Source organism: Paenibacillus chondroitinus NBRC 15376, assembly GCF_004000765.1.
In the GTDB taxonomy this organism is placed as follows: domain Bacteria; phylum Bacillota; class Bacilli; order Paenibacillales; family NBRC-103111; genus Paenibacillus_E; species Paenibacillus_E chondroitinus.
Genome location: NZ_BILW01000006.1, coordinates 217,748 through 237,212, shown reverse-complemented (window position 1 = coordinate 237,212; position 19,465 = coordinate 217,748). Strand labels below are relative to the sequence as shown.

Genomic DNA, 19,465 nt, shown 5'->3' with positions numbered 1-19,465 from the left:
TACAAGCCCCCAACTTTTTTCTTCCATTATAGCCTGAAGCTTGTAAGTTTTCTAAGGATTTTCTTTAGGAAGCCATCTATCATGCACTACCCCTTAACGCTGCCAAGGACAATCCCTTTAACGAAATACTTCTGCAAGAAAGGATACGCCATGATAATGGGAAGAGAGCCTAAGAAGATCTGTGAAGCTTTCAGCGTCCGATCAGAAATGAGGGCCATATTTATGGCTTCGTCACGTGATATATTTGTTAAATTTTGTTGAATGACGATCGTTTGAATATAGCTTTGCAGCGGATAGTGACTAGGGTCTCCCATAAGCAGGAGGCCGTCAAACCAACTGTTCCAATGTTCGACCATGGAGAATAAGGCAAGCGTTGCAAGAGCAGGCATGGATATCGGCACATAGATTTTCCAGAGTGTCGTCCAATAGCTCGCACCGTCCACGACGGCTGCCTCCTCCAGCTCCTTCGGCACCTCACGGAAAAAGTTAAGCAGAAGGACCACGCTGAATACGGGAACCGCACCGGGCAGCACGAGCGCCCAAATCGTATCAAGCATATTGTACTGCTTAAGTGTAGAATACCAAGGGATCAAACCACCATGAAAGAGCATCGTGATGAAGAAAATCCAAGCATAAACCATTCGCATGCGAAACGCCTTCGTTTCCTTGGATAAAGGAAATGCGACGAGAATGGTTAGAATGAGATTTAACGGCGTCCCGATCGCGATACGTTCCAAGGATACAAGCATGGATTGCCAAAATGCTGCTCGACTAGCCGTAAACTTGTAAGAGGCTAATGTAAAGTCAACCGGCCACAGCTTTACATGACCTGCTGCTGCTGCGGTACTTGAACTAAACGAGATCGCAATGATATGAATTAGCGGGAGGATACAAATTAACGATATAATAATTAGAAAGGAAACATTCAGAACGGAAAACCACTCGAATCGAAATCGACTGTTGGGTACCCGGATATAAGTATCAGACACAGAACTGGGTGATGGTTGTACCACGGTTTTCCCTCCTCCTAGAAAATTCTATATTTTGCAAACCGATACGCCACAAAGTAAGAACTTGAAATCAAAATAAGCGAAACTAGCGATTTGAATAGACCTACGGCCGTTGCAACACCGTATTGAGCATCCAATAATCCGATCCGATATACAAAGGTATCCAGAATATCGCCGCTTTCGTACACCTGAGGGCTATATAAATTGAACACTTGATCGAAGCCTGCGTTCAAAAGCTGTCCTAAACTGAGAACTGACAACAAGACAATGACCATTCGCATCCCTGGAATCGTGATATGCCATATCTTATGCCAGCGGTTTGCGCCGTCAATCGTTGCAGATTCGTATAAGCCAGGGTCAATGCCCGTGATAGCCGCCAAATAAACGATAGTTCCATAGCCAAAATTTTTCCATATATCCGATGTAATGAGTGTAAACGGAAACCAATGATTGTCTCCAAGGAAAAATATTTTATTCAAACCGAAAGCACCCAACAATTGGTTAACAATACCGGTAGAAGGCGATAGAATATCAATAAGTATCCCCCCTAGAACTACCCAAGAGAGGAAATAGGGTAAATAAATGGTCGTTTGCACGCTTCTTTTAATCACCTCATTCTTCAATTCGTTAAGAAGAATGGCGAAAATAATCGGTACGATTAAGCCTAGAATAAGCTTAAGACTTGAGATAAAGAGGGTATTCCACAGGACCTGATTAAAGCTGGGCAGATTCATGACATATCTGAAATTATCCAACCCGACCCATCGCTGGTCACCAAATAATCCCTTTGCAGGGATAAATTTTTGAAATGCAATGATAATTCCCGCCATTGGGACATATGAGAATAGCACAATCAATACTAATCCCGGTAACATCATCAGATGCAGCGGAAGCTCTCTCCACATTTTCCCGATACCCATACAATAACCTCCAGTATTTAATGCATAAAAAGCAGAGGAAGGATGGTTAACCCGTCCTCTGCCCGCATCTACTTCTTCGTTGCTGCATACCATTCATTAACTTCTTTTGTAATTTGCTCGCCGCCCAGCTTCGTCCAGTCTTTCACAAACTTATCGAACTCATCTACAGAGCCGCCCATAATAATTTTCGTGTAAGTCTCATTCATCAGCTTCTCTAAAGTCGATTTCCGCTCAACCATCGTTGGCGTAGGTGCGCCTACGAATTTATCCATCAGGAATTGACTATTTTTATCGTACTGATCAACGACGCCTTCAGAGCCTTCCGGACCATAAATGCGTTCCCATCCCCACAAGGCAAACCCTTCTTTTGAACCCGAATTGAAAGCTTCTATCTTACCTTGAATCGTTTTGGCTTCTCCCTTCAGGGTCGAGAAGTTGTTCGCTTTACGCGCCGCATCGATCGCTCTGAATGCCTCAACATTTTTCTTTACCGGGCTCGGAGTTACCGGCGACAGCTGCCATACACTTTCTGCTTCCGGCGGTGCATAATATTTGTCAAACTCCGCTGTTTGGCCAAAGTTTTTCTCCAGATGCATATTAAACAACTTGATAACCGCCTCAGGATGCTTGAATCCCTTTTTAACCGCAAAAAACTTGCTTGTACTGAACCTCAGGGGAACTTTAGGCGTATCGCCGGACTCCGAAACGATCGGGAATGCCTGCCATTGTGCACTCGGGTCATTGTTACGGTTCAATTGAAGCGGCCAGATGGAGTTCCACTGTTCGCCATACTCCATTCCGATCTTGCCAGCAGCTATTTGCTCAGCTACCTTACCACCGTCTTTAATTCCGAATTCCTGATCAATTTCTCCGTTCTTAAACATCCCTTGAAGGGCTTGAAGCGCTTTCTTAACTTCCGGCTGAATACCGCCAAACATCAGCTTTCCGGAAGCATCGGTAATCCACATATTCGGATAAGCCTTATACCCTGCCATGAAGCCCTCTAAGCCTACAGCTCCTCCCCACAAAGCTTTGTTTAAACCGAGGCCAAATGTATCTTTTTTCCCATTGCCATCCGGGTCTTTCTCGGCAAACGCTTTCGAAATGGTTTGTACATCAGCCATCGTCTTCGGCGGCTGCAAACCTAATTTCTTAAGCCAATCCGTACGAATCCAGATAAACATAGCACGTTCAAGCGAGGAGTCGACCTGCGGGATTGCCATCAGTTTGCCATCAATCGTTGCAGCGTCGAAGGGACTTTTTCCCTCTTGTGATAAAATCTCTTTGGTGAGAGGAGCCGCATATTTCTCATACCAAGCTGTCATATCTTCAATTTGGCCGGAATCTGCTAATTGTTTTAATTGAGTCGCGTTCACAGGAATAATATCAGGCAGATCGCCGGAGGCTAACGTTACATTCAGTTTCTGTAAATACTGATCAGAAGTATCGCTTCCTTTGACGACCCAATTATTTTTAATTGTGATCCCGAGCTGTTCCTTATATAGACGTGTCCATCGGTTGTCTTCAAACGATTCGCCTTTTAGCACACCGAGTACGTTATTCTCAACAACATCGCTGAGGTTTCGGACAAACGACACCTCAATTGGTGGGTCATACTTGCCAAGCGGATCTGTATTTGCACTTTTCACATCGGTATTACCAGCGGTGCTCACTGCTTCTTTCTGTTGAGTACTCGTTGAATTATTCTGGCTGGTGCATGCCGATACGAGCGTTGCTACAGCGAGCAAGGAAACGGATAACGCTTTCATTTTATGCTGGTTTAGCTTCATGTACATCCCCCTATATTGAGTATTTAAAGCTATCACTGCAGTGATGTGGTTATGTTTTCATTATAGGGTTAGTATAACCTCTAAACAATGTACATCTCTTTACTTTACTTACCAGATCTTGTTGTTTTGTAAGCGTAATCATTGCGGACAAAGCCCTAGAAAATCAAAGGGTACTACTCATCATTCATTTCCCTTTTTTCTCACATCGTAAGCAGCTTCCCTATACTCTACCGGCTTCTCCATTACCCGCTTCTCAAACTCTCTCAGGAAATGATGGTAATGCACGTAACCGACTCCCTCTGCAATGGAACGGATCGTGGCAGCAGATTCCGTCAGCAATTTCTTGGCCTCATTGATTCGAAGATCATGGATATATTCAATCATACCAACACCATATTTCTTTACGAACGCATGGCCCAGATAAACGGGATTCATATAAAAGCGTTTTCCGATATCTTTGATCGTTAGCGGGAATTTATAATTTTCTTGGATATAGCGTTCTATTCCATACAGTGGATGACCCGAACTGGATTCCCTCCGTTCTCTTAATCTTCGCATATATTCGTTCAGATACCTCCACACAGATTGCTCCAATGTCGTCAGGGATTTAGGCCCGTTTTGCAGTTCATTGCGGAACAACGACCACATATCCATGGATACTACTTCCAACTCCCGCAGCACATCCATACTCTTCAGGACCACATGTACACAGAGCATGCGCACCATATCCGGCGCAATCTTTTTATTTTGGAACGAAGCGAATACTTGATTTAAAATACTGGACGCCTCTTGTTCCTGTAACCGTTCCGCAGCGCCAAGCAGTTCCTCCAACATTGCCATGATTCCGAGATTATAACTAAACTCCAACCTATCGGCATTTTCGTAATCAACAAGTCCCCCATGATCATAAAAAAAGTGGTGGACAGATGCTTCCACCGCCCCCGAATAGGATACATGCAATTTTCGAAGAGACTGAACGGGGGGCCCTATCGATACGTATATCGCCGAGTCTTGCTGTCGAAGCCCATCATAAACTTTCCCAGCCAGTCCCCGAACGTCTTCCGCACAATCCACCACTAGACAAGCTTGACCAGGCATAAGGTCGACAAACATGGCTTTTTTGGCATAAACATAGGAACTGCAAGATGCCATCTCCTCTTCATTCAACCCTTCTATCAGGATACACTTCCAGCCTTCAGCCTCCTGATCCAACTCTCCGATCCGCTTAGATATGCATTCATCCAACTCTTCCAACTCCCCCCGGAGAATGGGAGCCATCATCATTGGAAGGAGTTGACTGATTGTCATTTCCAGTTGATCAAGCACCTGTTGTCGGGACGTAAGTTCCTCCATAACATCCCCCAAAGTGCTTTCCCATTCATCATCCATAATAGGCTTGAGCAGATAATGGCGTACCCCGTATCGCAATGCTGACTGTGCATACTTGAAGTCGCCGTAGCCACTCATGATGATGAAAATCGGCTTATACGCCTTCGACAACAGCTGAGCCTGACGAATCAGCTCCAGTCCGTCTATCCCAGACATCCGAATATCCGTTATGACAAGTGAAGGTCGGCATTCTATCATTACTTTCAGAGCTTCTTCCCCGTCGGAGCACATGCCGCATACCTCAAACCCTAGCCCTTCCCAATCAGCTAGCATTCGGATTCCTTCAAGTGCAATCGGCTCATCATCGACGAACAATACTTTACACATGTTCAGCTGCCTCCTCCTGTGACAAGATTAGTTGAATAGGGATTTGGATTGTTACAGACGTCTGTTCATAGGCTTTGCTTTCTATTAAAAACAAGGAACGATCCTTGTAAAAAAGATTCAGCCGTTTATACACGTTTCTCAGGCCGATGCTTTTCCCTGCCTCTTCTTCCACATGCAAGTTCTGAAGAATGCTGTTCAGCTTGGCAGTGTCTATACCAATCCCGTTATCTTTGACCTTGATTATCAGATAGCGGTCATCCAACCCTGCTGAAATGTGAATCCGCCGATCCCCCTTCACCGATTGAAGCCCGTGCTTGCACGCATTCTCTACCAGAGTTTGGATGCTCATCTTGGGAATCCGGCAGGATAATATCCTCGGATCAATATCGATCTCATAGGTAAACCGATCCTGAAACCTGAATTTCTCAATCTGCAAATACATCTTAATGAAGCTAATTTCCTCATCAATCGTCACCAGATCATCCTTCCAGCTGAGCAGCCTTCGCAAAATTTGCGAGAGGCTGCGAATAATATCCGTAACATGCTCATACCGATGCTTCTTGCATACCACCAGAATAGCGTTAAGTGTATTAAACAGGAAATGCGGATCTACCTGGCTCTGCAGAACATTCAACTCCGCCCGTACTCTTTCCAATTCCAAGTCCTTCTTCTGGATCTCCAGCTTATAGACATCATTAATCAGATTGCGGATTTTCACCGTCATCAGATTAAAGCTGCGCAATAATCCTCCAATTTCATCCTTGCCTTCATACATGTTAATAGGTTCGAAACGCTCATTTTTAACCCATTGCATATGTTTGGAAAGCCGTCTGACTCTCAAGTTGTAGGATTGCAGAATGGTAAAAACAAGTACCGTCGGAATTACCGTGCTGCATAAGGTGAGTAAAATTCCGAATTTTATTACCGCATTTTGCTTTTGTTGAAATCGAGCTTGTTCTGGAATCCCAATTAACTTCCAGCCGCTAAGGTAACTGGCAGTTCCCAAGCTGCTGATAAAATTGCCATTTGCCTTGTTATTCGATGCTAAGTAGTCTTTGGCTATTGGGAGCAAAAGGTTATCCTCCGCAATGTAAGAGAGGTTTGAATCCAGAACAACCCGATTGTTAGCATCTACAAGTTTGAATTGCAGATAGTTCTGCTCCTTGTTAAAAAGCTCCTGCAGCTTATCCAACTGCAAATCCACTCGTAAGTACTTGGTGTAAGTCATCAAATCCGGAAAATTCTCCAATTTGCGAATAATGCTCACATACACCCTCTGTTGCTGAGGATTCATCGGGTTCATATCCAAGTAGGAGGCGACGACCACCTTCTCTTTCGTATCCGTCAGTTTCCGATACCATTCGCTCTGCTTATCGCTGTCCTTCAGTACAAAATAGCTTCCTCCGCTTCCAATTGTCGGGTTCGTGGTAAATACGCCTAGCCAGGAAATGTACGGATACTGATCCGTATATGGACGCAGCTTGTCACGCAAATAACTGTCATAAGTCTCGTAGTAGGTGGACAAGTCGGAATAGGACGCTTCCAACTTCCCGTTAAATGTTCGATCTGCCGCTACTGTGTTACCAATGGCTACGCTTTCGTTCACGATCTGGGTGAGCTCATAGGCTGCCCGATCCAAAGAAATCTGTAGATTCTCCCTCTCCCGACTTTGCGTATCCCGGCTATTTTGCATGTAGAATAGGATATTGATGCTCATAATTGGGAGTAAGACGCACAAAAGATAGATAAATAGAAACTTATATTTTAGCGGTATGTCATTGACGATATGGCTGAAAAGCTTCCATTTTCGGTTCATTGTCGATCTCCTATCGGTTAGTTCTCAGCCTTTTTTGTACGACGAAGGAATGACACCGGTCAAAGCTTTGAACTTCGCACCAAACTGTTCAGGATCTGAATACCCCACCATATGGGCGATTTCGGTTATTTTCATCTCGGTACGGAGCAAGAGCTTCTTGGCTTCCGTAATGCGAACGGTATGCACGTACTCATTGAATGCGAGCCCACGCTGCTTTTTAAAGCGTTGCCCCAAGTGAGCCGCATTCACATGAAGATGTTCAGCCACATGTTGAAGCTGCAGCTTTCCTTGGTAATGCTGTTTAACGTAGGCTTCAGCGGCAGAAACAATGTCGTCGATACGAGCACCTTTCTCCCTTGCGATCCACTCTGCCGCTTCCAAAAATTCTTTCAACAAGCTGTTTTTCAGTTCTCCCACATTCTTGGGAAGAGGCGATGCAAACCATCTTCGGCTCCAATTTTCCATATCTGCTCCTTGTTGGGCCAGTTCTTGAAGAATTTCCAGCTTCAGCGTAGACAAGTTTGCCGCCGCCCATGCCTCCGAAGAAGATAAAGTCATAAATAAATCAAGTGTAAGAGTGCGAACGGCATCTACATTGCCATAGTTGATGGCTTGGATCAGCGATATCTTGGTTACCTCAGGGATCGATGGAGATTCCTCTACTATTTTGTTTTGATAATAGTAGACCTTGGGATGATTAGAAGGAAATTTGCACACCTCAGCTGTAAGCGCCTCCTGATAGGCTCTACTTAATGAAATAACCCCTCTAACCTCACTACTGATTGCAAAAGTTAAGGTCTCTCCGCATTCTTTTCGCATATGCGATACGAATTGATCTATAAGCGGGATAGTTAGTACAGATTCTTTTGAGTCCACAGCAAGAATAAAACCACTCCTGTTAATGCCTAGTTCAAACGGATGCACGCTCACATCGGTCAAGCCATTCAAATCCACTGCTTCCCTAAGACGTTGGAACAGGCTGACTCGCTCTTGTTCGCTATATTCCGAATTGCTACAAACAAGGTGGATACAGCGAATTCTCGATTGCTCGTGAAGTTTCAACAAGCTTCGTGCCTTGTCCACCCATTCCTTTCTGACGTCTCCCATCAAAAGCCGTGAAACCGTTTCAGCACGGCTGCGATCAAGGATCGAGCGCTGCAGAGCACGCCGCTCTTCCTCCGCACGAATGTCCTCCGCAACCGCAAGAACGGCGCTCTCTAATTCCGTCTCGTCCAACGGTTTCGTCAAGTAATTGGAAACTCCGAATTTCATAGCCTGCTGCGCATATTGAAAGTCAGCGTAACCGCTTAACACGATAAACTTCGTATCAGGAAAGCGCATATAAACCTTTTCAATTAATGCCAAGCCATCAATGACGGGCATCCGAATATCCGTTATGATCAGATGAGGGCAGTTTTCCTCTACTAGCTGTAGGGCATCCTCTCCGTCTAGCGCCTCAGCATATATGTCAAAGCCAAGCTTGTGCCAATCAACGAGGAAACGTACCCCTTCCAGCATGATCGGCTCATCATCGGCAATCAGAACCTTCAACATTCGCGTTTCACCTGATTTCCCTCTTGATATGAGATTATTATACGGTCCCACCGATAGATTCAGCAACGAAAAAGCCATTCTAGTCCTCGGACTAAAACGGCTTTTCCAATGCCCGAACTCTTATTCTTTAACACTTCCCAGATTTAAACCTACTACAAAAAAGCGCTGCAGGAAAGGGTAAACTAACAAAATCGGCACAGCCGTTACAATTGTAATGGCAGCCCGCACAGAAGCAGGTGTAACCATCCCTTTGGATTGACCCGTGTTGACGCCATTTAAAAGCGCGGGATCACTGTTGCTGCTCATCGTAGAGCCCAGGAGCTTCATCATCTCGTACTGCAGCGTACTTAATTTAATATCGGAAGAAGCGTACAAGAACGTGTCGAACCAAGAGTTCCAGGAGCCAACCGCGATGAATAACGCAATAGTTGCCAAGACTGGCGTACAGAGAGGAAAGATAATCCGCAGAAAAATGGTAAAATCTCCAGCACCGTCTATCTTCGCCGATTCAACTAAACTGCCTGGGAGAGACTTGATATAGGTTCGGATGACGATCAGGTTAAACGCACTGACCAGCCCAGGAAGAATATACACCCAGAAGCTGTTCAGTAATCCCAGTTGCTTGATCAGGAAATAATTCGGGATTAAGCCAGCATTGAAATACATGGTCAGCACGAATAACACGCCAATAATTTTACGAAACAAATAGTGAGGCTGAGCCAACGTATAAGCTAGCATCGAAGTCAGAAAAACACCTAACACAGTAAGCGTTACGGTTCGAGCAACCGAGATCCAGGCAGCATGATAGATCGTTCCCGAGATGAAGATGGCTCGATAGTTTTGCAAGCTCCAAATCCTCGGCCATAAGTAAAGCCCGCCCCGCAGCGTATCGTTGCCTTCGTTAAAAGATACCGTCAACGTATGAAGAAAAGGATACAGGGTAACGATGACCAGGAAAAGCATAAAAAATCCATTTAGTGTGTTGAATAGGATCGCTTCCAAGCGATTATTCTGGAACGTAGCCGTTTTCATATCCAACCCCCTTATAACAACCGCTCTTCGCCGAGGCGTTTCGCCATATAATTCGCGCTCAAAACCAATACAATGCTGACGATTGTCTTAAATATGCCCGCCGCTGTCGCCAGGGAGTAGTTGCCAAGTGCGATTCCATATTTCAACACGAAAATATCAATCGTTTGCGACCAGTCCACAACCAGACCATTCCCCAACAAGTACTGCACTTCAAAGCCCGCATCCAGGATATGGCCAACATTCATAATTAAAAGGATAATGAACGTCGCTTTAATGCCCGGCAGGGTCACATAGCGCATTTTCTGGTAACGGTTGGCTCCATCCATGGAGGCGGCTTCATAAAGCGAAGGATCTATGGAAGTAATCGCAGCCAAGTAAATGATCGTATTCCAGCCTACTTCCTTCCACACATTTGCGGCACCAACAATGCCCCAGAAATAATGTCCGATGCTTAGCCACATAATCGGCTCTTTGATGAAATGAAGCTTCATTAATACGACATTGACGATCCCATCCTCTACAGACAGCGTGGAAGCTACAATACCAGCCGCAATAACCCATGACAGGAAGTGAGGTAAGTACGAAATCGTCTGTACCGTGCTTTTAAATATTTTTGTTTTGATTTCATTAAGAAGAAGCGCCAGTACGATCGCTGTTACAAATCCCAGTACCAAATTGATCAAGCTCATGCCTAGTGTATTACGAAGCACCTGAAGGAAGACATCATCACCCATCAGAAATTTAAATTGATCTAAGCCAACCCATTTCTGCTTGAGAAACGGCAAGGCCGGGCGATAATTTTGAAAGGCCATTACCCAGCCCCAAATCGGGACATAATTGAAAATAACCAAATAGATTAGAATCGGTACCGACATCAAAATTAACTGCTTTTGGCTTTTCATCGTTTTCCAGCTGAATTCTACGCCAATTTCCGGATCGATCCATTTCTTTTTCCTGACCGCTGCTTTCGCATCTTGTTTCTTCAGTATAGCTTCTTCCATTATGATCCCTCCCAAACCGAAACTGGTCGTCTATAAACGGAGAAGACCTGCTCGTCTTCTCCGCTCCTCGGTAAGTGATTATGAATTATTTACTGCTCCAGTTCTTGATCCTCCATTGAATCTGATCGTTGATACGATCTTCGTAAGCTTTGACGTTCGCTTTGGAAAGCTGGTCGGTATATTCTTTCCAGACTTTTTCGAAATCCGCTTCGCTCGCCAGGACGGCTTTCGGCAAATACTTTACGGCCAGATCGTTCATCTTGGTTTGGGCTACTTTCGCCGGGGAACCGTCGATCAAGTCGATGGACCACGCCGGATAATAAACCGGGTTATCAACAGGTGTTTTGAAGAACTCGGCCCAAGTCTTATGATTGTAAGCCTTCAACACTTCCTGATCCACTGGCTTCAAGCTGTCATAGAACTCCTGCGGCTGCGTGTTCGGGTCCGTCGCGTTCCCATCGATGTAAGTACCCTGCATTTTGGGCAAATTAAAGAAGAACGCTTCTGCTTTATTGGCTAACTTCCAGGTATTATCATTTTGCTGGTCACGCTGTTCAGGAGTACGATAATATTTGCCATCCTTCACTTGATAGTCCTGACCTTGAACACCCCATTGCAGCGTTTTCTGCCAATCTTCCGTCATTAAACTATCAAGGAATTTTATGATTGCGACAGGATCTTTGGCCTTAACTGAAATACCATAACCGCGATTGATGGTTAAAGCGGGACGATCCCGGTAGTATTCCGTCGCACCCGGATAGAGCAATGGGAAACCTACGTAGGTGCTGCCAAAGTTACCCTGAGAAATCAACGACTTTTCGCCGTCACTAAAATTCCAATGCTGGTCAAACATACCGATAACACGACCGCTGGCGATTTTCGCCAAATATTGATCATAGTTCTGCACAAGTGCTTCCTTGTCCAACAATCCTTTATTGTTTATCTCGTTCAGCTTCTTGTAATAGTTTTTTGCTATATCCTTATCAGCAAAAATGGATGCCTTGCCGTTATCTACAATTACCCCGCCATCGTTCGGATGGCCTGCCAAGTGCTCTGGCGGATTCTGCAAAGGGAAGGTCCTCCAGTCAAAGTTCAGCGTCTCGAAACCGATCCTGTCCGGGTGCTGCTGCTTGGCCTTTTCAATAATAGCGAAGTAATCCTCCAGCGTCTTCGGAGTCGGCCATCCCTGCTCCTTTAGAATATCTTTTTGTAACCAGAAGCCAGGACCCTCGTAAGTCGTTTCGGTAAATGTTCCAGTGAATGCATTGTAACCCGGAAGTGCGTAAATATGTCCGCTTGCCGGATCCTTAATTTGGTTCCAAACATCCGCGTAATGCTTCTTCAGGTTCGGTGCGTACTTCTCGATCAAATCTTCCAGTGGTACGAATGCGCCTGCAGCAATCAGCTTGTCATCGCCCGTAATCACATCCGGATAATCGCCGCCGGCAATCATAACACCTAGTTTCTGCGTGAGGTCACCGACCAGAAATTCCATTTTTAAACTGACACCTGTTTTATCCTTAATCATTTTATAAATGCGATTGTCTGCCGTAGGCTGCTGATAGGAGTTGGCAATGAACATAGAAATCGTCATCGGTTTAATAGCTTCCGTACCCTGCGTAGCTACCGCGCTTCCTGTGGTAGTTGGAGAAGTGCTAGAAACAGTTGAACCGTTGCCTGCGTCATTGCATCCTGATAAGATGACACCGAAAGTCAAAACAGGAACGATCAACCGAAGTGTAGTACGCTTCATTAGTAATGCCATTTTCTTAATTCCTCCCTTTCATATCTCCCTTTAAACGCTTACATATTGATATATCTAATTATATCGACTTGGAATGCGCTTACAATTCATAAAATAAAGGTCTTCCCCCTATAAATTAAAGGTACTTTTTAATCTGTGGTCGCGTTTGTTGCGTTTGTTGCCCTTTTAATGAGAAAAAGCAACCGATGATGGTCGGCTGCTTCAGTATCAATATTTATTTCAGGTAAAGCTAGAAACATCCAACGTTAATAATACTACAGAAGCTTTAGGAATTGTAACCGTAAGTTCGAATCCTTCAGTTGAAATGGCCTGTTCCATCGGTGTAACTTTATAGGGTTCCTCCAAAGAATTGCCATCCTGATGATGATTAGAAGATAATACGACCATTCTCCCATTGCCAGTATATTGGCCACCGATCGGATGCAACATGATCGCTTGATCTTCATCCACGGATAAGTTCGCAAGTGTAACGGCTAGTATACCGTCCTTGACCGATGCCGAGCAGGAGATGCTTGGGATCTCATACGAGCTTCCTTCTAGAGTATAGGTTATGCTTTTACAATTGACATCCGTTTTAAGGCCTATTGCATGCTGGTGAATTTTAAACATATCGAATACGTAGTAGCTTGTAGTTGCCACACAGGCGTTACCTTTGGCAAGAAACAGGGAATGGATACAGTTGACAAGCTGAGCCACATTAGCCATAACAACTTTATCGCAATGATTGTTGAAAATATTTAACGATAGCGCAGCCAGGACCGCCTCTCTCATTGTGCTCATCTGCTCAAATAAGTATTTGCCCGGCAATGGATGCCTGCCATTCTGCTGATGCCACACCCCCCACTCATCGACGACAAGTCCAATCGGGGTTTCGGGCATCGCAGCGCGAATCATCTCAAACTGGGATTGGATGAACGGTTCCATGTCCAGTCCGACCCGCATCATTTCATACCACTGCGCATCACTATACGTCAGCTCCGTACCCATTTTTCCCGTGTTCGTCACATAGTAGTGAAGTGAGTATCCGAACATGGGAGCAACTCGCCCCACCGTGTACATCTGTTTATACTTGTCAAAAAATCTAGCCGTCCATTCGGGAATATCTTCATAGGGTCCGCATGCGATGAACTGAAGATCCTGCCCTACACTTTTGCTGATGATGCCGTACTTTCTGTAAATATGGCAGTAATCCTCGGGTGTCATGCAGCCGCCCCCGCCCCAATTTTCGTTGCCAAGCCCCCAATATTTAACGTTAAAAGGCTCTGGGCTTCCGTTCTCCTCCCGCTCCTGCGCCAGTGTAGTCGTACCTTGCATCATATTACAATATTCAATCCAATTTCTAGCTTCTAAAACGGTTGTTGTCGTAGCATTTACTGCAAAATACGGCTCGGCATTTACTAACTTGCAAAACGCGATAAACTCATGGGTACCCACCTCGTTAGATTCGAGCTTCCCGTCGTTCATATACCACCAATTAACGGTTGTAGGTCGCTTCTCTCTTGGACCGATGCCGTCTCTCCAGTTGTACGTCTCCGCAAAGCAGCCGCCCGGCCAGCGGATAACAGATGGGCTAATTGCTTTTAATTTCTCAATAAGCTCCTGTCTGAATCCCATTATATTAGGAATATCGGAGTCTTCACCTACCCAGATCCCGTCGTATACAACTCCGCCCAAGTGCTCAATAAAGTGTCCATAAATATTGGGATTAATTTGCCCTATCTCTTCATTCAGCCAAATGTCAATTGTAGTCATCGTTTTTCTCCCGCTCTTACCATTTGGGAAATAAAGGATAGGGGCATGCCCTATCCTTTATTTTAGTCCGTATTTGTACAAGACAACCGCAATATTTACACGTTCCTCCGTGTATATAACCCGTGCAGCCCTTACACGCAGCTAGCCGACTATGCCATGTTTCCTCATCTACAAGCTCAATGTGCCTTGATTGAATCAGCAATTGCAGCATCGCCTCTATCTTTTCCGGTGCGACATCGATTGTCTCCGAGCAATCCTTGCAGGGTCCCTGTTTGTTAGCCATCGGATAGCTCCCTCCGATTTAATGGATCGTGAGCACTACAACAGACATCGGTGGGATATCCGTATGGAATCCTTCTTGATTCAGCTCTACACTAGTAAATGGCTCGGGCTTAACTTGAGTAGGATTTTCAAAAGAATTATGGCTGCTCATCGTAGACGCAACCAAAACTCTTCCCGTTACTTGTTTACCGCTCAATCCTCCAATATTGCAATCAACGGGAGCCGCATTGTGCGGATCCGTATTACAAATCGTAATATTCAGCTTACCCTCAGCATCCACGGAAGCGGATGCGCTAAGCTGCGGTACCTCTTCCCCATTGAACTTGTAAATGCCGGACTGAATCTCAAGCGGCTGCAGGGTGGCATCCTGATGTACCTTAAACATTTCGAAGACATGATAGGTAGGGGTCAGGATCATTTTTTCCCCTTCTGTTAGAATCACGGCCTGGAGTACATTAATTGTCTGAGCAATATTCGCCATTCTCACACGGTCAGCGTGATTATTGAAGATATTCAAGCTAATCGCAGCAGAAACCGCATCTCTCATTGTATTTTGCTGAAAGAGGAAACCCGGATTGGTGCCCGGCTCAACATCAAACCATGTGCCCCACTCGTCAATAATAAGCGCAACCTTCTTCTCGGGATCGTATTTATCCATAATTGCCGAGTGCTTCGCCACAAGCTCTTCTGTGAAATACGCCGCCTTCATGATGCCAAACCATTCACTTTCCTCGAAGTCGACGGCCTGGCCTCTTACCGCATTCGGATCTTTTATATAAATTCTGTTACCATCAGGATTTTCTATTACGAAGTTGTGATCTCTTAGCCTCGTGTAGTAATGAAGCGCCAGTCCGTCCATGAAATGGCCAGCTTCCCGCATCATCACTTCCGTCCAGTGGTAATTGTCCCCTCTGGGGCCGGCAGCAATTTTATAAATCGCATTCTCTCCATAATCTCTAACATATGTGCTGTATTGTCTGTAAAGGTCTGCATAAAACTCCGCTCTCATCCGGCCGCCGCAGCCCCAATTTTCATTGCCGATGCCGAAATAAGTCAAGTTCCATGGCAATTCCCTGCCGTTCGCTTTCCGCAGATCGGCCATCGGCGATTCGCCGTCGAAGGTCATATATTCGACCCACTGTTGCATCTCATAGACCGTCCCGCTGCCAACGTTCCCGCATATGTAAGGCTCAGTCTCCAGCATTTCGCACAAGTCGAAAAATTCATGGGTTCCGAAATGGTTATTCTCAACCACGCCGCCCCAATGCGTGTTAATCATTCGCGCTCTGGATTCCTTAGAACCGATGCCGTCCTTCCAGTGATATTCATCCGCAAAGCACCCGCCTGGCCAACGCAGGATAGGGATTTTCATATCTTTTAACGCCTGAACGACATCATTGCGGATACCTCGTGTGTTGGGGATGTCGGAGTCCTCGCCGACCCAAATCCCTTCGTATATACAACGGCCTAGATGCTCGGCGAAATGTCCGTAAATGTTTCTGTCAATTTTGTGAACCGCTGCTTCTGGATTAATCTTAATACTGCTTTTCATACTTATCTGCCTCCTGAGTAGATTGATTTATTTGGTTCTAGCCTTTAACACCGCCACTGGACAAGCCTGAAATAAACGCCCTTTGATTGACCAGGAACAAAAGAATAACCGGAATAATAGCAAGCACGGCACCGGCGATCAGCATATCGTAATTGTTGCCATAAGGCGACATCAGCGAAGCAAGACCTATAGGAATCGTGAACATCTTATTCGTACGCAGCACAATCAACGGCCATATAAAACTGTTCCAGTTCTGCATCGCCAGTAGGATCCCCATTGCACCGAAAGCCGGCTTCATCAAGGGCGCCATAATTCGGATAAAAATCCCAAACTCCGAGCATCCGTCGATTCTTCCCGCGTCCATATAATCTTTGGAAACGCCCGTTATGTACTGCCGAAAGAAGAAAATCGCCATAGGTGATACGACAAAGGGTAAAATAACTCCGTAATACGTGTTAATGATGCCCATTTTCACAATAAGCTTATAGAGAGGAAGCATGAGTATTTCAAGGGGCACCATCATGACAAACAGTACCAGCATAAAAACAATATTTTTCCCTCTAAAGTTATATGCCCCTAGACCATAGCCAACTAACGAGGATAGAAACAATGAAACTACGGTATGAAGGGCTGTGATACTAAGGCTGTTTCTATACCAGTACAAGTAAATACTGCCTTTACCTGAAAACAATAGCTTGTAGTTGTCAAGACTCATAAGGCTTGGGATGATCCTGAAATCCATGCCATTTCGGAATAACTCTTTGGAGCTCTTAAAAGAAGCCATAAACATGTAGTACAGGGGAAACAGGACAATAAAGCAGACGATGAGAAAGAAAATGATGATGAGCGCCGTCAACAGCTTTCTTCTTAGCTTAGTATTCATTGATCCGTTCACTCCTTATTGAAGAGCCCGAACAATTTCAGTTGCACCAGATTAACGGTGAGTACGATCACGAGGAGGGTAATGCCAATGGCCGATCCCATACCCATATCATTTCGCTGAAATGCCTGCTGGTAAATTAACCGCACGATGGTAAGCCCGATATCCCCCGGCATTCCTTCATTCCAGAATACATAGCTTTCTCCAAACATTCTGTATCCTTCAAAAATGCCTATCGTTAACGTGTAGATAATAATCGGCTTTAAGAGCGGCAGCGTAATCCAATAAAATTTGCGAAAGACATTGGCCCCGTCCATTTCAGCAGATTCATATAATTCTTCGGGGATGCTTTGTAGACCGGCAAGGTAATAAATCATATTAATCCCTGCAACTCTCCACGTATTGAGAATGACCATCAGCATCATACCTGTACTATAATTCAGAATCCAATTCTGCGGAGAAATACCGAGTTTAGAGATAAAGGAATTAATCAAAGCCGTATCCGCTTCTCCGAACATAAGCCTGAAGGAAACACCGGCTACGATAACAGACGTTAAGGCTGGAATGAAAATAACTGACTTAAAAAATGATTTTCCCTTAGCCAATTTGGTGTTCAGAAAAACGGCGAATAGGATCGGAATCGGTATTAACAATAACAGCGACAAAACGGTGTAGATCGTATTGGTTTGCAGCGCATTGAAAAAATGCTCATCAAACATTCTCCTGTAGTTGTCAAAACCTATAAATTTACTGCTGTTAAGCCCAAGTACCTCGTGAAAGCTCATGTTGATTGTGGATGCCGTAGGGTAGAGGAAAAAGATGAGAAATGCTAACACAAATGGAGATACAAAAAAGTAAGGAGCCCACTTTTCTGAATAAAATAACCGATGATTCAAATCGTATACCTCCCTGCTTGACGGCTGCCGAAACCGTTTTCATTCCTTCGTTTCTGCAGCCGTCATTCCTACATTCTGCCCATTTGCTATTTCTTCTGCTTACGAAGCTCGTCAGCTGCAGCCTTTAATGCCTGTTCTGGCGTCTGCGACTGATCCTTTAACGACTTGAACATCACATTGGAATTGACCAAATCTTGGGAAGCCGAGCTTAGCTCACTCATATTCGGAGATTTGATCTCCTCTTTCATGTCTAGAAGCACATTAAATATTTTCTCATTGTTGAAATAAGGATCAGGCTTCTGCAGCTCCGGGTCACTCCAAACATCCCATCTGATCGGGTCGAATTTCAGTTCCTGCCAAATTCTTATATTCGACTCTTTGCTTAACTTCGCATATGCGAGGAACTTCATAGCGATATCTTGGTTCTTACTTTGCTTGGTAACGGCTGTACCTGTTCCACCCATACCTGCGGATCTTACGTCACCCTTTTCCCATACCGGCATTGGCCGCACCAATATTTTTCCTTTTAAATCAGGCATATACTCCAGGAATCTGCTCATGTACCACATTGGCATGATAAGTGAAGCTGCTTCTCCCTTGTTCATGTAAGTGAAAAATTCTTCAGCCCCGGTATTGCCGCCAGGCATAGGAACCGCAATTTTATCCTTGTAAATCATATCCTTCATCGCCTGAAGGGTCTTAATATTGATATCGTTATCGAGTGTAACTTTGCCGTCTTTATCTAAATAATCGGAGCCTCTTTGCACGATCATTGGCCAGAAAGGCCTTTGTCCGGTAACTTCAAAAGCGGTCATCACCTTGCCAGTCGCAGCCACTACTTTTTTCCCGGCCTCGGTATAATCATCCCAAGTTTTAATGTTATCCACGTTCACGCCGGCTTTATCCATAAGCTCCTTATTGTAGTAAACCACCGTTGCGCCTACATGGAAATCAATGCCGTAATATTTTCCACCTTTGCTATAAATATCGAATCTGGACTGGATGAATTTGTCCTTCTCGGGCTCGATCACTTTGTTTAGTTCCACAAGCTGTATATCGCCTTTAAGGAAGTTCTGAAAGAAGTTGATGTTAATGTCGGCAATATCAGGCGCGCCCACGCCGGATTGCAACGCGATTAATAGTTTGTTGTGCATTTCTGCGTTGGGATACGTGTCAATAGACAATTCAATGGGCTGGTCCGGGTTGTTTTTATTCCAGAGCTCGGCGGTTTTCTCGTAATATTTCTTATGCAGGTCCTGGAATGTCCACAGCGATAACTTGACCGCGTTTTTGGCATTTGCAGTGTCTCCTTTTGACGGCCCCGTTTCATCGCTGCTGCAGCCCGACAAAATGGAAGTCAACAGGAACACTGAAGCAACCGCTGTAAATAGTGCTTTTCTCATATACTCTTGCCCCCTTCATAATTATTTCTTGGTGACAGCTACTAACTTGGAAGCGCCACTCACCTATTTCTTATTATACAAATTGCGTTTATTGGC

The 19,465-nt window shown here is 44.9% G+C and carries 15 protein-coding genes; all 15 read right to left on the bottom strand.

Annotated elements, in window-relative coordinates:
• Positions 1-86 precede the first annotated feature (86 nt).
• The 15 genes from PCH02S_RS10615 to PCH02S_RS10550 all read right to left on the bottom strand — a co-directional run bounded on the left by PCH02S_RS10615 (position 87) and on the right by PCH02S_RS10550 (position 19,369).
• Positions 87-974: a carbohydrate ABC transporter permease gene (locus PCH02S_RS10615; RefSeq protein WP_127452800.1), complete on the bottom strand. Its 888-nt coding sequence runs from the start codon at positions 972-974 to the stop codon at positions 87-89.
• A gap of 53 nt (positions 975-1,027) precedes the next feature.
• The gene (locus PCH02S_RS10610) at positions 1,028-1,930 is read right to left on the bottom strand and encodes an ABC transporter permease (RefSeq protein ID WP_127452720.1); all 903 of its coding nucleotides are present in this window, start codon (positions 1,928-1,930) and stop codon (positions 1,028-1,030) included.
• A gap of 68 nt (positions 1,931-1,998) precedes the next feature.
• Complete coding sequence (locus PCH02S_RS10605) at positions 1,999-3,720, bottom strand: extracellular solute-binding protein (RefSeq protein ID WP_127452718.1); 1,722 nt, start codon at positions 3,718-3,720, stop codon at positions 1,999-2,001.
• Between the two features lie 180 nt (positions 3,721-3,900).
• On the bottom strand, positions 3,901-5,436 hold the full coding sequence (locus PCH02S_RS10600) for a response regulator transcription factor (RefSeq protein ID WP_127452716.1): 1,536 nt from the start codon (positions 5,434-5,436) through the stop codon (positions 3,901-3,903).
• Positions 5,429-7,252: a sensor histidine kinase gene (locus PCH02S_RS10595; protein ID WP_127452714.1), complete on the bottom strand. Its 1,824-nt coding sequence runs from the start codon at positions 7,250-7,252 to the stop codon at positions 5,429-5,431. The genes PCH02S_RS10600 and PCH02S_RS10595 overlap by 8 nt, the downstream gene beginning before the upstream one ends.
• Before the next feature lie 24 nt (positions 7,253-7,276).
• Positions 7,277-8,806 carry a response regulator gene (locus tag PCH02S_RS10590; protein ID WP_164819512.1) on the bottom strand — a complete coding sequence of 510 codons (1,530 nt, stop codon included), beginning with the start codon at positions 8,804-8,806 and terminating at the stop codon, positions 7,277-7,279.
• A 120-nt stretch (positions 8,807-8,926) separates the two neighbouring features.
• Positions 8,927-9,838 carry a carbohydrate ABC transporter permease gene (locus PCH02S_RS10585; RefSeq protein ID WP_127452710.1) on the bottom strand — a complete coding sequence of 304 codons (912 nt, stop codon included), beginning with the start codon at positions 9,836-9,838 and terminating at the stop codon, positions 8,927-8,929.
• A gap of 11 nt (positions 9,839-9,849) precedes the next feature.
• On the bottom strand, positions 9,850-10,839 hold the full coding sequence (locus tag PCH02S_RS10580) for an ABC transporter permease (protein WP_127452708.1): 990 nt from the start codon (positions 10,837-10,839) through the stop codon (positions 9,850-9,852).
• 85 nt (positions 10,840-10,924) lie between these two features.
• The gene (locus tag PCH02S_RS10575; protein ID WP_127452706.1) at positions 10,925-12,604 is read right to left on the bottom strand and encodes a type 2 periplasmic-binding domain-containing protein; all 1,680 of its coding nucleotides are present in this window, start codon (positions 12,602-12,604) and stop codon (positions 10,925-10,927) included.
• A gap of 219 nt (positions 12,605-12,823) precedes the next feature.
• Positions 12,824-14,356 (bottom strand): alpha-N-arabinofuranosidase, encoded by a 1,533-nt coding sequence (locus PCH02S_RS10570; RefSeq protein ID WP_127452705.1) that lies wholly within the window; start codon positions 14,354-14,356, stop codon positions 12,824-12,826.
• 16 nt (positions 14,357-14,372) lie between these two features.
• Positions 14,373-14,567 carry a DUF6171 family protein gene (locus tag PCH02S_RS36930; protein ID WP_407670055.1) on the bottom strand — a complete coding sequence of 65 codons (195 nt, stop codon included), beginning with the start codon at positions 14,565-14,567 and terminating at the stop codon, positions 14,373-14,375.
• A gap of 90 nt (positions 14,568-14,657) precedes the next feature.
• On the bottom strand, positions 14,658-16,190 hold the full coding sequence (locus tag PCH02S_RS10565; RefSeq protein WP_127452703.1) for an alpha-N-arabinofuranosidase: 1,533 nt from the start codon (positions 16,188-16,190) through the stop codon (positions 14,658-14,660).
• Positions 16,191-16,227: 37 nt separating this feature from the next.
• Complete coding sequence (locus tag PCH02S_RS10560; RefSeq protein ID WP_127452702.1) at positions 16,228-17,073, bottom strand: carbohydrate ABC transporter permease; 846 nt, start codon at positions 17,071-17,073, stop codon at positions 16,228-16,230.
• 8 nt (positions 17,074-17,081) lie between these two features.
• Complete coding sequence (locus PCH02S_RS10555) at positions 17,082-17,966, bottom strand: carbohydrate ABC transporter permease (RefSeq protein ID WP_127452700.1); 885 nt, start codon at positions 17,964-17,966, stop codon at positions 17,082-17,084.
• Between the two features lie 86 nt (positions 17,967-18,052).
• Positions 18,053-19,369, bottom strand: a complete 1,317-nt coding sequence (locus PCH02S_RS10550; protein ID WP_127452698.1) for an ABC transporter substrate-binding protein — start codon at positions 19,367-19,369, stop codon at positions 18,053-18,055.
• Between the last annotated feature and the right edge of the window lie 96 nt (positions 19,370-19,465).

Excerpts from the sequence above, each read along its gene's own strand:
- PCH02S_RS10610 (WP_127452720.1), bottom strand. The coding sequence starts at position 1,930 with ATGGGTATCGGGAAAATGTGGAGAGAGCTTCCGCTGCATCTGATGATG.
- PCH02S_RS10605 (WP_127452718.1), bottom strand. The coding sequence starts at position 3,720 with ATGAAGCTAAACCAGCATAAAATGAAAGCGTTATCCGTTTCCTTGCTC.
- PCH02S_RS10600 (WP_127452716.1), bottom strand. The coding sequence starts at position 5,436 with ATGTGTAAAGTATTGTTCGTCGATGATGAGCCGATTGCACTTGAAGGA.
- PCH02S_RS10595 (WP_127452714.1), bottom strand. The coding sequence starts at position 7,252 with ATGAACCGAAAATGGAAGCTTTTCAGCCATATCGTCAATGACATACCG.
- PCH02S_RS10590 (WP_164819512.1), bottom strand. The coding sequence starts at position 8,806 with ATGTTGAAGGTTCTGATTGCCGATGATGAGCCGATCATGCTGGAAGGG.
- PCH02S_RS10585 (WP_127452710.1), bottom strand. The coding sequence starts at position 9,838 with ATGAAAACGGCTACGTTCCAGAATAATCGCTTGGAAGCGATCCTATTC.
- PCH02S_RS10580 (WP_127452708.1), bottom strand. The coding sequence starts at position 10,839 with ATGGAAGAAGCTATACTGAAGAAACAAGATGCGAAAGCAGCGGTCAGG.
- PCH02S_RS10575 (WP_127452706.1), bottom strand. The coding sequence starts at position 12,604 with ATGGCATTACTAATGAAGCGTACTACACTTCGGTTGATCGTTCCTGTT.
- PCH02S_RS10570 (WP_127452705.1), bottom strand. The coding sequence starts at position 14,356 with ATGACTACAATTGACATTTGGCTGAATGAAGAGATAGGGCAAATTAAT.
- PCH02S_RS36930 (WP_407670055.1), bottom strand. The coding sequence starts at position 14,567 with ATGCTGCAATTGCTGATTCAATCAAGGCACATTGAGCTTGTAGATGAG.
- PCH02S_RS10565 (WP_127452703.1), bottom strand. The coding sequence starts at position 16,190 with ATGAAAAGCAGTATTAAGATTAATCCAGAAGCAGCGGTTCACAAAATT.
- PCH02S_RS10560 (WP_127452702.1), bottom strand. The coding sequence starts at position 17,073 with ATGAATACTAAGCTAAGAAGAAAGCTGTTGACGGCGCTCATCATCATT.
- PCH02S_RS10550 (WP_127452698.1), bottom strand. The coding sequence starts at position 19,369 with ATGAGAAAAGCACTATTTACAGCGGTTGCTTCAGTGTTCCTGTTGACT.